This is a genomic window from Roseivirga spongicola (assembly GCF_034376045.1).
GTDB classification, from domain to species: Bacteria; Bacteroidota; Bacteroidia; order Cytophagales; family Cyclobacteriaceae; genus Roseivirga; species Roseivirga spongicola.
Genome location: NZ_CP139724.1, coordinates 1,289,186 through 1,303,729 on the forward strand (window position 1 = coordinate 1,289,186; position 14,544 = coordinate 1,303,729).

The window sequence follows — 14,544 nt, forward strand, 5'->3', positions numbered from 1 at the left end:
CTACTCTAGATAGCTCGCCAACTGATCATACAACTTTTGGCCTTCGCTTGGGCGCGCGGCTTCTTTTACAATCATATTCCCCTCTTTGTCTACAATGATGTAACGAGGAATAGCTGCTGTATTACTGCCGAGCATATCTTTCCAAATCTTCCAGAAGAGTTCTTGAGAAATACGCATGTTAACGCCTTCCAGACCATAGAAATTAACCATCTCTTTCCATTTGCCCTCGGCCTCATCTCTGTCGGACGATACATAAAGTATCTTGATTGGCTTGCCATCTAAAAACTCATAGAGCCCCTCTTTATGCTCAAATTCATCTTTACAAGGCCCACACCAAGTGGCCCATAAGTCTACATAAAGCACTTCGCCCTTGTATGGCTCCACCATTTCTTCCCAAGTGGTGTACTCATCGGCATTTTCTATCATTATAATCTTATCAGACATTGGCTGCTCAAGCTTGGTATGATAAGCTCTAATAGGGTCTATGTGCTCTTTGAGCACAGGGTCGTATAACGTTTCGGGATAGTTGTATTTTAATTCTTCATAAGAATCTAAGATCACTTTCTCGTATTGCTTCTGAATAGCCGCGTTATACAAGTAAAAAGACCACATCAATTCTTCGTTTTCGCCAGAAAGCTTCTCTCTAATGTTATCTATTCTGTCTTGATGATATGCTCTGATGCGCTCGTCTTGACTCAAGGTAGTATCTGGTTGGTCTTCTATGCCCGCCACCCTTGGGTAAAGATTCATATAGTCTTCTGCAAACGTTCTGTAATAATTGCTCACCAAGTATTCCGGGTTATTAAGGTCTGTTTCATCAAACATCTTTAGGTATAATTCCTTCCATTCATCATTGTATGGCGACTTTCTTTTGAGCTGTTCTTTGAAATAGTAATGGCGCCAGGTAGCAGATGCAAAAACACTCTTCCAGTGTAAGTCAGATTCCATGGCCATGGCTTTTGCAAAAGAGTCCGTGATTTTATCTTTCACCTTCAATCCATCTATTTCAACCAGTTCTTTTTCATTAAGATCCATCACCTGATCATAGACTCGTTGAGCCACAGAGTCTTTCTGATACTTTTCATCTTTACCACCAAACGCATGGAAATAAGGAATTCGCTCGAAATTGTTAAGCAACGAATTGGCATCGGCATGGTCTCCAGTGAATGCGAGTTTTGAAAAATCTTCAAAATCAATGAAAACGGTGTCTGAATAACCTGGCTCAATCCATGTTCTTATACTTCCTCTGGTTTTAGGGAAACTGATGGAAGTAAACCCTGAAGTCTCTTGGTCTATGATTGCAGAAAAATTGCCTTCATTGTCAATAGGCACCTTTACAGAGTTTACTCGATAGAAAAATTTACCGTCTACTGGTAGTTGAATAAACAAAGAATCTGCATCGGTATTAACCACCTTACCCGCCAAAACGTACGGTTCTTTTTTACCTGAACAAGCAAAAATGCAAAGGGCGAGAAAGAGAGCGAAGATTATCTCTGGTTTGCGCATCATTGAATAGTTTTAATTTTTCCTTTAATCTATCAAATAATGACAACGATTGAAAGGAACAACTATTCTTTTAGTATTTAAAACAAGGCAAAATGGTATCGCGTCTGGTGCGCTTTACCACCTTGCCAAAGTTGAGGGTGAGAGAAAATTCATGTGCTCCTCCAGTAGCTCCTGCTAAGCGAGAAACCGTAAAGTCATAACTGTATGCAAATGAAAGGTTTGCGTTTAACTCTAGGCCTACGAGCGCAATAATCGATTCATTCTTGAAAACCTTATTAACACTCTGAATTGGAATACCTCTGTACCAGCCACCTATTACCAAGGGTTGAAAATATAGTTGTACTCCGGCATCGAGCTGGTTGAAGCCACCTTGCTTTTTGTAGTTCACCGCAAAAGTGGCAGAACGCTCCTGAAACTGATAAGCCACAGTTCTTAGCCTTCTGCCCTTGGCAAACATAAGCTTATACCCTGCATGTATAGAATACTTTCTTGAAAGCCTACTCTCTTGGTCTATAAATGACTGGTTGGGCTCATTGATATGGTGTGTAGAAAAGCCTATCCAAGCTAAGTTGGTATACAAAAGCGCACCAGCTGAGGCACTCATAAAATCGACCTTCGCCCCCTTTTCGAATACCTCACCACTAGGGCCATAAACCTGCCCATTTACAATATCAATTTGATTTCCGAAGACTAGATCTTCAAAGTTCAAGTCTTTTTGAAAGTAGGAGAGCTGGACGCCAGTTCGTAAAATCAAGCCAGAAGAAACCTCTAATTTGTAGGAATACAAGCCTCCAATTTCTGTAGAACGAAAGTCTAAAAAACCTTCTCTATGCTCGTTGAATATAATTCCCACACCACTTTCGGCTGCCTTAGAAAAATAGTCGAGATAGGCGGAAGTTGTAGTAAACGAATGAGAAAGAGATGGCCATTGATTTCTGTAATTCACCCCAACTCTACCTCTATCGGCAGAACCTGTGAGTGCAGGGTTCAGATATAAAGGTGAAGCATAGAATTGTGAAAACTGAGGATCTTGTGCCTTAAGTTCTACTGCATCTAATAATGCTATAATAAAGGTTGCTGCGAGTAAAAGTCTTTTCATAGGCTTGTCAGTTGATTAGCGCGAAAATGCCTTCTCGTTCAACTTTCAAACCGTTGAAGCTGAGGCCAATTATTTTGTATACATAGTTTCCATTTTCCGCCTTGCGGCCTTTGATGGTGCCATCCCATCCTTTGGTTTCAATATCATCGGTACTGAATATTACTTCGCCCCAAGTGTTATAAATGATGAGCTTAGACTTGACCAAGCCGAGCATTCTAGGCCTGAAGAAGTCATTATTTCCATCTCCATTTGGGGTGAAGGCATTCGGCACAATTACTTTATAGCCTTCGGTAATTTCTAACACAGATACTTTCTCGGTTTCGCATCCTGTTCTATCGGTTACTACTAAGCGAACTATGTAAGTACCTGGTGCATCATAGGTGTGAATAGGATCAATCTCATCTGAGTGGAAGCCATCTCCAAAATCCCAATGCCAATCAATAACCTCGCCTTCGGATAAATCGAAGAAGCTGACAGGGTCATTAGAGGCTAAGTCTCCAGTGCGATCAATAGATTCTGCATTGTACTCAAAATCGGCAACGCCTAGCTCTGGAACATCTATATCTATAGAGTTTTGCTGGTAACAGCCTCTATCGTCAAATACTTCAATGGTTAGCCTTCCAGGCTCGGTCATTAGCACTTCACTGTTAACACTATTGCCTTTAGACCACTCGTATCGGTAGTTGCCAACACCACCTTTTACATTGGCCTTTACCAACATGCCCGCAATACGGTTTTCGCAATCTATGTAGGGTTCAGTACTTAGCCCTATTTGAAGTGGTTCTGGCTGAAGAACAGTGTAAGTACCCTGGACTTCGCAGTTATATTTATCTCTTACTCGCACTACATAGGTGCCTGGCAGTACATCGGTAATCTCTGAAGTAGTAGCACCATTAGACCAGCGATAAGTGTATGGCTCAGTACCGCCAGAAACAATAACATTTACTCTTCCACTTCTAGGGTCATTACACCTTGTGGCATCTTCTATGTAGGCATCTAAAGTGAGGTCTAGTGGTTCAATGACATTGAACGTTTGCTGAATAGTACAACCTTTATCGTCAGTTACTAGCACGTTATATTCTCCTGGCCCTAGTTCTGAAATGGTTTCGGAAGATTCACCTGTACTCCACCTTATTGCCACTGGCTCAATGCCTCCTTCAATATTGAGAGAAATAGAGGCATCATTGGCTCCAATACAACTGATATCTGTCATTGTTGGCTCCATTCTAAACAATGCCGGCTCATCTAAAGTGTAGTTGGCCTGAATCTGGCAACCGTTGGCATCGGTAATAAGTACTGAATAGTCTCCTGACGTAATACCTATTAGATTTTTTGAGGTCGCCCCTGTAGACCACTGGTATGAATAAGGCTCTACCCCTCCGCTAATATCTAGCTCTATGGATCCATTTCTATCGTCATAACACTGACTTTCATTGACCAAAGCATCTTCAATAGTTAGTTCTTCTGGTTCATTAATGGTGAAAACCCGCTCTTGAACACAGCCATTGGCATCGGTAACCCGAAGGGTATAATCGCCAACGCTCAAATTCTCAATAGAAGATGTTCTGGCACCTGTACTCCAGACAAACTCATAAAGGCCTGTACCTCCTTCAACATCTACTACTATGCGGCCATCATTATCTCCTTTACAGCTCAGGTTCAACTTTCCTTGAGAGGAAATAGTAATTGGCTTATCGGGTTGGTTAATGGTAGCTTGAGACTGGACAATACAGCCATTGGCATCAGTAACTGTTACGGTATATGTTCCTGCTTTCAGGTTAGAAATCTGGCTTGTTCTTGCACCATTGCTCCAAAGGTATGTGTAAGGCGCAACACCTCCCTGTGGGTTAGCCCTCATAAAACCAGAGTCATCTCCATAACACAAAAGGTCTTTATAATCTGAAAGGGTCAGCGACAATTCTTCCGAAGGCTCCGATATTACTACAGTAACGGAAGTGCTACAGTTATTGGCATCGGCAACAGTTGCAGAATAAACCCCAGCAGGTAAGTTTTCAAGTACGGCTGAAGTACTTCCATTGCTCCAACTAATGTCATAGACACCTGTTCCGCCAGCAATATTTAAGTAAATCTGCCCTGTTGATTCTCCCTTGCAGAGTACATCAGCTTTTTGAACCTCTACACTTAGGTTTTTAGAGTCGTCTACCTCTACACTTCGAGTTATGGAACAGCCATTGGCATCAGTAATTGTAAGGTTATAGGTGCCTCCTGCAATGTTCGATAAATCTTTGCTGGTACTTCCGTTAGACCAAACGTAGTTGTAAGGAGCTGTTCCGCCAGTAGTAGTAACTGCAATAGCTCCATCAGAATCGCCTTGGCAAGAAGTGTTGGTAACGTCAAAAGTTACGTCTAGCTCATCTGGTTCTCCAACCGTATAGTTTTCTACTATGCTACAGCCTTTGGCATCGGTAATAGTTACAGCGTAATTTCCTGCGAAAACATTCTTCAAATCTCGCTGATTAGAGCCGTTAGACCATTGGTAACTATATGGTGTAGTTCCGCCAGCAACGGCCAACTGAACTTCGCCTGTTGGCAAGCCATTACACAACGCGTCTACAATGGTTGGTGTGGCAGAAAGTGCTGCAGTTGGAGCATTTACAACTATCTGCTTTACCTGCTGACAGCCTCTAGCATCAGTAATAGTTACCTCATAAGTACCACCTGCTAAACCAGTAAGGTCTTTTCCTGTCGCTCCATTACTCCAAGCATAAGTGTAAGGAAGTGTGCCACCAGACACAGTGAGATTGATATATCCGTCATCGGCACCAAAGCAAGTAACGTCTTCTTTCACATGATTAATGGTAAGAGGAAGCGGTTCAGTCAGTGTCCAATTACCAGCAGCAATACAACCGTTGGCATCAGTAACTGTAAGCACATAAGTACCAGGACTTAGGTTTGTCAGATCTTCAGTAGTTTCTCCGTGATTCCATGAGTAGGTATAAGGACCAGTGCCTCCCGTAACAGTAATATCCAGTGTTCCATCATCGGCACTGTTACAAGAAATGGGAGATACTGCTCCACTGACGGAAAGCATGTTAGGGCTACTAACAGTATACGTTTCTGAAATAGAGCAGCCGTTTTTATCGGTCACAGTTACCAAGTAGCTACCGCTTTCTAAACCGAAAATATCTTCGCTAGAAGAACCATTATTCCATTGGAAGGTATAAGGTGCAGAACCTCCTGTAACGGTCAAGTCTATAGCACCTTGATTGTCTCCAAAACATAATTCATCAGTAACATTTGCATTCAGAGATAAAGCTGCTGTAGGCTCTTCAACTACTATGGTTTGAACAAGTGAGCAGCCATTACCATCGGTAACCGTTATATCATAACTACCACCTGCCAGAGATGAAATGTTTCTACTTGTAGCTCCATTAGACCATGAATAGGTGTATGGCAAGGTGCCTCCTACAACATTTACGGAAATAGCTCCATTGTTTGCTCCGAAGCAATCTACATCGGTAACGGTATGAGTAATTCCCAATGCATTAGGCTGAGTAATGGAGTAATTTCTGGAAATGCTGCAACCATTGGCATCGGTAATTACCACAGCGTAATTGCCAGGGCTCAAGCCGGAGAGGTCTTCGGAGGTTTCGCCATGACCCCACGCGAAGGTATATGGCGAAGTACCCCCGACTACCTCAATATCGATTGCACCATCTGCTGCTCCGTTACACGAAACTTGGGTGGTTGAGCCTGTTGCTGAAAGAACAGCAGGTCCAGACACCGTAAAGTCACTCTGTACAAAGCAGCCATTGGCATCGGTTACTGTTACTTGGTAGACACCTTGGCCTAAGGCCGAAATATCTTTTGTTATGGAACCTTGATTCCAACTGTAAGAATATGGAGCAGTACCTCCGGTTACGTTCAAGCTAATAGCTCCTTGATTATCTCCGTAGCAGTTTTCATCTGTGACTGTTCCAGAAATAGACAATGCTGCCGAAGGTTCTGAAACAACATACGTCTTCAGACTAGTGCAGCCATTACCATCAGTAATGGTAACAGAATACGTACCTCCCGATAGCCCAGAAATATCTTGAGTTGTAGCACCATTAGACCAGCTATAGCTGTAAGGTGTAATACCTCCTGAAACGCTTAAATCGATAGCGCCATCGGAAGCACCAAAGCATGTAACATCTGTAATCGTTCTGCTTACAGATACTACTAAAGGTTGAGTGATTGTCCAACTGCCTGACACTGTACAACCATTAGCATCGGTTACAGTTAATGATCGGTTACCTGGACTAAGACCCGAAATATCTTCTGTGGTGGCGCCATTGTTCCATAGATAAGTATAAGGTCCTGTGCCACCAGTAACGGTAATATCAATGGCTCCATTTGCGGCTCCATTGCAATTAATCTGAGTTGTTACTGCTGAAAGCTGAAGTGCTGTTGGACCACCTACGGTAAAATTGGCAGTTTCTGAACAGCCATTGGCATCAGTTACGATAACTTCATAATTACCTCTGGCCAAATTGCTGACATTTTTAGAAGTAGGCCCATGATCCCATAGGTAAGTATAGGGTCCTGTACCACCACCAACTGTCAACGAAATTGCTCCTTGCGAATCGCCAAAGCATAACTCATCAGAAACAGAGCCTGATACTGAAAGAGCTGCTGTTGGTTCATTTACCGTATAGTTGTAAACGGAAGCACAACTGTTAGCATCGGTAATTGTCACAGAATAGTTACCACCAGAAAGCCCGGAAATATCTTGAGTTGTAGCACCAGTTGACCATAAGTAGATATAGCCACCAATGCCTCCAGAAACGGTTAAATCGATAGCTCCATTACCCTCTCCAAAACATGCCACATCGGTTATATTTTCTCCTACCGAAATGGCCAGCGGTTGAGTGATTGTCCAGCTGCCTGACACTGTACAACCATTAGCATCGGTTACAGTTAATGATCGGTTACCTGGACTAAGACCCGAAATATCTTCAGTGGTGGCTCCATTGTTCCATAGATAAGTATAAGGTCCTGAACCACCAGTAACGGTAACATCAATGGCGCCATTTGCGGCTCCATTACAATTAACCTGAGTTGTTACTGCTGAAAGCTGAAGTGCTGTTGGGCCACCTACGGTAAAATTGGCAGTTTCTGAACAGCCATTGGCATCAGTTACGATAACTTCATAATTACCTCTGGCCAAATTGCTAACATCTTTGGAAGTAGAGCCATGATCCCATAGGTAGGTATAGGGTCCTGTACCACCACCAACTGTCAACGTAATTGCTCCTTGCGAATCGCCAAAGCATAATTCATCAGAAACAGAGCCTGTTACTGAAAGGGCTGCTGTTGGTTCATTTACCGTATAGTTGTAAACGGAAACACAACTGTTAGCATCGGTAATGGTAACAGAATAGTTACCACCAGAAAGCCCGGAAATATCTTGAGTTGTAGCACCAGTTGACCATAAGTAAGTATAGCCACCAACGCCTCCAGAAACGGTTAAATCGATAGCTCCATCACCCTCTCCAAAACATGCCACATCGGTTATATTTTCTCCTACCGAAATGGCCAGCGGTTGAGTGATTGTCCAACTGCCTGACACTGTACAACCGTTAGCATCGGTTACTGTAAGGTTGTAATTATTGGGGGAGAGCCTTGTCAAATCTTCGCTGGTAGATCCATTGCTCCAGCTGTAAGAGTATGGTGCTGTACCACCTAAAACAGTTACGTCCAGTTCGCCATTTGCGGCTCCATTACAATCGACTTGGGTAGCTATGGCTGAAAGCTGCAAGGCATCTGGACCTGATACTACAAAGCTCTCTACCACTGAGCAACCATTGGCATCTGTTACAGTTACCTGATATGTCCCTCTAGCTAAACCAGTTACATCTTGGCCACTCGGCCCGTGGTTCCAACTGTATGAATATGGGGCAGTACCTCCGGAAACCGTTAGATCAATTGCGCCTTGGCTGTCCCCAAAACAGGTTTCATCGGTGACAATACCTGTTGCAGCTAATGGGTTTGTAGGTTCGTCTACAACTACAGTTAAGGTAGATGTACAAGCGTTTCCATCTGTTACAGTCAACGTGTAGCTTCCTCCTGAGAGGCCAGAGAGATTTTTAGTAGTCTGCCCGTTAGACCAGCTGTAAGTATAAGGTAGTGTCCCTCCAATTACGCTTACTGAAATTGAACCATCACCAGCGCCAAAGCAAGTAACATCGGCCTTGGAAGAAGTAATACCGATAGCTGTAGGTTGCGTAATGGTATAGTTTCGGTTAATGGCACAACCATTATCATCTGTGATAGTCACCAAATAATTGCCAGGAGCTAAACCAGTAATGTCTTCTGTAGTGGCTCCATTAGACCAGCTAAATAGATAAGGAGCAGTACCCCCTGTTGGAGTAATATCAATAGCTCCATCCGTGGCCCCGTTACATGAAACATTGGTTAGTGACGAAGTAGCAGTTAAAGCAGCAGGGCCACCAACGGTGAAATTGGTTTGAACAAAGCAGCCATTAGCATCAGTAACCGTAACTTGATAAGTGCCCGTGCCTAAGCCAGCAATATCTTTAGTGGTGGCACCATTATTCCAGCTATAGGTATAAGGAGCAGTACCTCCAGCTACAGTAAGGCTAACGGCACCTTGATTATCTCCAAAGCATATTTCATCAGATACACTACCATTGACCGTAAGAGCTGCTGAAGGCTCTACCACAGTGTAAGTTCCCGAAGAAACACAACCGTTGGCATCTGTAACGGTTAAGGTATAATTCCCTCCAGAAATTCCATTTAAATCTTGAGTAGTGGCTCCATTGGACCAATTGTAGGTATATGGAGAAATTCCGCCAGAAACCGTAATATCAATAGCACCATCAGAAGCACCAAAACAGCTTACGTGTGTAGTGGTCTGACCAATTGAAATAGCCAGCGGCTGTGTGATTGTCCAACTACCAGAGATGGTACAGCCATTATCATCAGTAACAGTGAGAGAATAATTACCTGGAGCAAGGTTATTGATATCTTCTACTGAAGCTCCGTTACTCCATGTATAAGTATATGGGGCGGTTCCTCCTAACACCGTAACATCTAACTCTCCATTGGCCGCTCCATTACAGTCAATTTGAGTAGGTACAGCGGAAAGCTGCAAGGCATCTGGGCCCGATATCGTATAGTTAGTCGTTACTGAACATCCGCTGTTATCTGTTACTGTTACTTGGTAAGCTCCTCTTCCCAAACCTGCCACATCTTTTATGGTAGGGCCATGGTTCCAACTGTATGAATATGGGGCAGTACCTCCAGTAACGGTGAGAGAAATAGCACCTTGGCTGTCTCCAAAGCAATTTTCATCGGTCACAATACCTGTTACTCCTAAGGCACTAGCAGGCTCTGCAATGGTGTAGTTCTTTGTAGTGACGCAGCCATTGCCGTCTGTAATGTCTACAGAGTAATTTCCTCCCGAAATATTGAAAAGGTCTTGAGTGGTAGCACCATTAGACCAAGAATAACTGTAAGGCGCTATTCCTCCAGAAACAGAGAGGTCTATGAAACCATCTGACACGCCAAAGCAAGAAACATCCTGAACATTTTCGCCCACCAAAAGTGCCAATGGCTCAGTTATGGTAAAGTTTCTGACCAGTGTACAGCCAGAAGCATCTGAAATGGTTACCTGATAATTACCTGCTGTTATATTGCTCAAGTCTTGAGTAGTGGCTCCATTACTCCATGTATAGGTATAAGGAGTAGTTCCTCCAGAAACAGTTAAGTCAATGGCACCAGTAGCATCTCCGTTGCAAAGAATGTTGGTTTGTGTGCCAGAGGCCAACATGGCAGGAGGCATGCTAATGGTAAAGCTCTTAGTTATGCTACAGTTATTGTCGTCTGTAATGGTGACCTGATAGTTACCATCTACCAAGCCCGAAATGTCTTTAGTAGTAGCTCCATTACTCCATGAATAAGTATATGGGGCTGTTCCTCCTGCAGGGTTCAATTCAATTCTTCCATCGCTTCCACCAAAACAACTGATGTCTGTGGCAATTCCAGTGTCGGAAAGGGGGGCAGCAGGTTGAGTTATGGCAATAGTCTGCTGAAAGGTACATCCGTTAAAATCTGTAACTGTTACAGTATAGTCACCGACTGAAAGCGCATTAATATCTTCTGTTATCTCACCATTAGACCAGCTGTAGTTGTATGGCGCTGTTCCTCCAGTAACAGTGATATCGATAGCGCCATCTGCAAAACCAAAACAAGAAACATCATCAGAAGTATAGCTAAATCCTAAAGCTGTTGGCTGACTGATGGTATAACTATCGCTAATAGTGCAACCTCTTACATCTGTTACAGTTACTGAATAGCTTCCTGGACCTAGATTGGTAAGGTCTTCCGTAGTTGCACCATTGCTCCAAGCAAAAGTGTAAGGACCTTCGCCTCCACCTACAGTAATATCAATTGTGCCATTCGCAGCTCCATTACAGTCTACATCTGTAAGAACCTTAGTCAGTGTGAGCACTGGAGGGTCTGTTATAAGGAAGCTTTCGGTATAAGTACACCCTTTATCATCAGTTACTACTACTGTATAATTTCCGGCAGAAAGATTACTTAGATCTTCGGCTGTACTGCCATGAGACCAGTTATATGAATAAGGAGCTGAACCTCCAGAAACAGTTAGGTTAATAGCTCCATCTGCAGCACCATTACAAGTAATTTGGCTTACTGAATTAGTAACTGAAAGAGCACTGGCTGGCTCTGTAATGGTGAACGACTTAGAGTCAGTACACCCCTTAGCATCTGTTATGGTTACTGAATAATTACCTGCAGGAATATTGGTAAGGTCTTCGGTTAGTGCGCCATTAGACCATAAAAAAGTATACGGGGTCGATCCTCCGCTTATCGCAAGATCTATTGACCCCGTACTTTCACCAAAACAACTAACATTGAGTTGTGTTGCCGTTGAGGACAAAATTGCTGGCTCCGTAATGTTGAAAGACTCAACATAGAGACAGCCACTGGCATCTTCTACCGTAATAGTATAGTTGCCTGGCCCTAATCCTGTTCTATCTTTAGTGGTAATGCTTCCATCATCTGCCCAACTGTAGGTATAAGAACCTGTTCCTCCACCTACTGAAAGGCTTATGGTTCCATCAGCATTTCCGTTACAAGTAACATTGCTAAGTGTTTTGGAGACAGTTATTGGAGATGGCTCGGAAATGGTAAACCCAATGGACTTAACACAACCTCCTGCATCTTCTACAGTAACAGAGTAGTTACCTGGTGCAAGTCCTGAAATATCTTCGGAAGTAGCTCCTGTATTCCACAAATAGGTATATGGTCCTGTTCCTCCAGTAACACTTAGGTCTATAGACCCATTATTCGATCCAGCACATGTTCCATCGGTTTCTGTACCAGACAAGTTCATAACAGTAGCTGGCTCAGTAAGTGTAACTGTTAAATCCACAAAGCAACCTTCATCATCAGTTACCCTTACGGTGTAACTACCAGCGGCCACATTCACTAAGTCTTGAGCAGTACTTCCATTAGACCATGAGTATGTATATGGAGCGGTTCCTCCAGATGGGGTAATATCTATTTCGCCAGTGAACGCTCCTTTACAAAGAATATCTACTTGGGTATGAGATACTCCAATGGCCGGAGGGTCTACAATATTATAGTTGCGAACAATTGTACAGCCATTGTCATCTTCTATAGTAACAGAGTAAGGCCCTGCACTTAAACCAGAGATATTGTTAGTGGTAGCCCCGTTACTCCATGAATAACTATATGGCCCTGTTCCACCTGTTACAGCAAGAAATATGCTTCCATCATTGGCTCCATTACATGAAATATCATTTACTGTAGCATTGTCATTTAAAACAGCTGGCTGGCCAAGGTTAATGGTTTCTACCACTGTACACCCTGCACCATTCTGATCGGTTACGGTAACTGTATATGTTCCAGCAACAAGCCCGCTAATGGTAGGGCCAGTATCTCCAGTACTCCAATTATAAATGTATGGGGCGATTCCGTTAGAAGCTGAAACCGTAATTTCACCATCGGCAGCTCCGTTACAAGTAGGTTCTGTTAAACTAGAACTCACTGTAATTGATGGCGGATCTGTCAGGGTGAAAGTCTCCGAAAATGTACATCCAGCATTATCAGTAACTGTTACGGTATGTAAACCAGCTGTAAGATTAGATGCTGTTGCTGTATTATCTCCATTAGACCAAGAGTAAGAATAAGGAGCAGTACCTCCTTGCATAGTAATAGTGACGGAACCATCATTATAGCCAGCACAAGAAGGGTCTGTCAGAGCATCACTTTGCTTAGATAAGGCCGATGTTGGCTCAGTAACAGTAATATTATTTAAGGTTGTTGAACACCCATTTTGATCTGTTACGGTGAGGTCGTAAGTTCCTGCAGATAGTGAAGAGATGTCAGCGGAGGTAGCTCCATTAGACCAGACATAATTATAAGGAGCTGTACCTCCACTGACGTTACTCTCTATCACACCAGTGGCGTCACCAAAACACGCCACATTAGTTACATTAGGATTGATGGTTAGAACCGCAGGCTCTCCAACTACATAAGTACTTACATCAGAACAGCCTGCATTATCCGTAATTGTGACGGTGTAACTTCCTGCTGTTAACCCCGAAATATCTTGAGTTGTTGCACCATTAGACCAACTATAGCTAAAAGGGCCAACACCTCCTGTAACAGAGAGGTTAATTGCACCATCTGAAGCGCCATTACATTGAGCATCATTAACCACAGCGGTAGGTACAATTTCAGGAGGTGAACCAATGGTTTGAATAGGAGTAGTAATTGTACAACCGGTTCCGTTTCTGTCGGTGATGACTAAACGATAATCTCCTGGAGCCAAACCTGTAACTGTTGCGCTTGTTCCTACAACAGCGCCATCAGAAACCCTTTCCCACTGGTAGACATAGTTTCCCCAACCACCAGTACCCGTGGCAGAAATGGAACCGTCTGTTGAGTTAAAACAGGTGGCGTCATTAGAAGAACCTATAGAGAATCCTAAAAAATCTGCTGGTTCAGTAACTGAAAAGGTAATATTTCCAGTACATCCGTTGTCATCGGTAACTGTTAAGGTGTAATTATCTACACCAAGTCCATTAAGTGTAATTGTGGTTGAAAAAGGAGGCGCAGAACCAGTGCCTATAGATGCCCCCACTCCATTAAAGAGCTCCCATGAGTAATCTGGGTTTCCGTTGTTCATAGTAACCACCACCTGAGCATCAGCATCGCCCCGGCAGGTAACATCGTTCACTACTACGGATCCATTAAGGTTTGGTGGATTGGTAACAGTATAGGTTGCCGTTTCCGTATCACCATCGGCATCTGTTACAACTACTGTGTAGTTATCTGGCGTTAGGCCGCCAGCCACAAAAGAAGTAGATACTTGTGTTCCTCCGCTATCTCTCCAGTCGTAAGTAAAAGGGCCATCTCCTGTAACACTGATGGAAATTACCCCTTCGCAGCTATTGATGTTAACATTAGTTATAACAGGGCAAGAGTTGGTACACTGAGCATATAGCTCGCCACCACCAATCATCAATAGCATGATGAATAGCAAAATAATCCTACTATACGACTGTTTAGGCGATGTCATTGACAGTTTAGGTAATTCCTAATTACATTATCAAATAGCTTGGCTACTATCGAAATTATAGTTTTGAGGAAGTATTAGCAATAGACCTACTTGGTGGGACAATATTGAAATTATACAATTTCTATTCTCTCAGTATTTTACCTAAAAACACTTATAGGGGTTAAGCTTATTCAGGCAACAAAAATGAAAATGTAAAATACAAAAGGGACGAGATCAGTATGCTAGGATTAATTAAGGAGTGAACAGCAAAATTCTGATCTATTGATTAGAAAAAATTTCTAATTTTTTTCGCTGTTAATTGTTGTTAAATGAAATCAGTGGTTTCTCAATGGTAAGTCATTTA

Annotated in this window: 3 protein-coding genes; all 3 read right to left on the reverse strand. The window is 42.9% G+C overall.

What is annotated here, in order from left to right:
- The 3 genes from T7867_RS05880 to T7867_RS05890 all read right to left on the reverse strand — a co-directional run bounded on the left by T7867_RS05880 (window position 1) and on the right by T7867_RS05890 (window position 14,201).
- The gene (locus tag T7867_RS05880; protein WP_068216756.1) at window positions 1–1,509 is read right to left on the reverse strand and encodes a TlpA family protein disulfide reductase; all 1,509 of its coding nucleotides are present in this window, start codon (window positions 1,507–1,509) and stop codon (window positions 1–3) included.
- A 67-nt stretch (window positions 1,510–1,576) separates the two neighbouring features.
- Window positions 1,577–2,605 (reverse strand): PorP/SprF family type IX secretion system membrane protein, encoded by a 1,029-nt coding sequence (locus tag T7867_RS05885; RefSeq protein ID WP_068216758.1) that lies wholly within the window; start codon window positions 2,603–2,605, stop codon window positions 1,577–1,579.
- A 7-nt stretch (window positions 2,606–2,612) separates the two neighbouring features.
- Window positions 2,613–14,201 (reverse strand): PKD domain-containing protein, encoded by an 11,589-nt coding sequence (locus T7867_RS05890; protein ID WP_089082260.1) that lies wholly within the window; start codon window positions 14,199–14,201, stop codon window positions 2,613–2,615.
- Window positions 14,202–14,544 lie beyond the last annotated feature (343 nt).

Excerpts from the sequence above, each read along its gene's own strand:
- T7867_RS05880 (WP_068216756.1), bottom strand. The coding sequence starts at position 1,509 with ATGATGCGCAAACCAGAGATAATCTTCGCTCTCTTTCTCGCCCTTTGC.
- T7867_RS05885 (WP_068216758.1), bottom strand. The coding sequence starts at position 2,605 with ATGAAAAGACTTTTACTCGCAGCAACCTTTATTATAGCATTATTAGAT.
- T7867_RS05890 (WP_089082260.1), bottom strand. The coding sequence starts at position 14,201 with ATGACATCGCCTAAACAGTCGTATAGTAGGATTATTTTGCTATTCATC.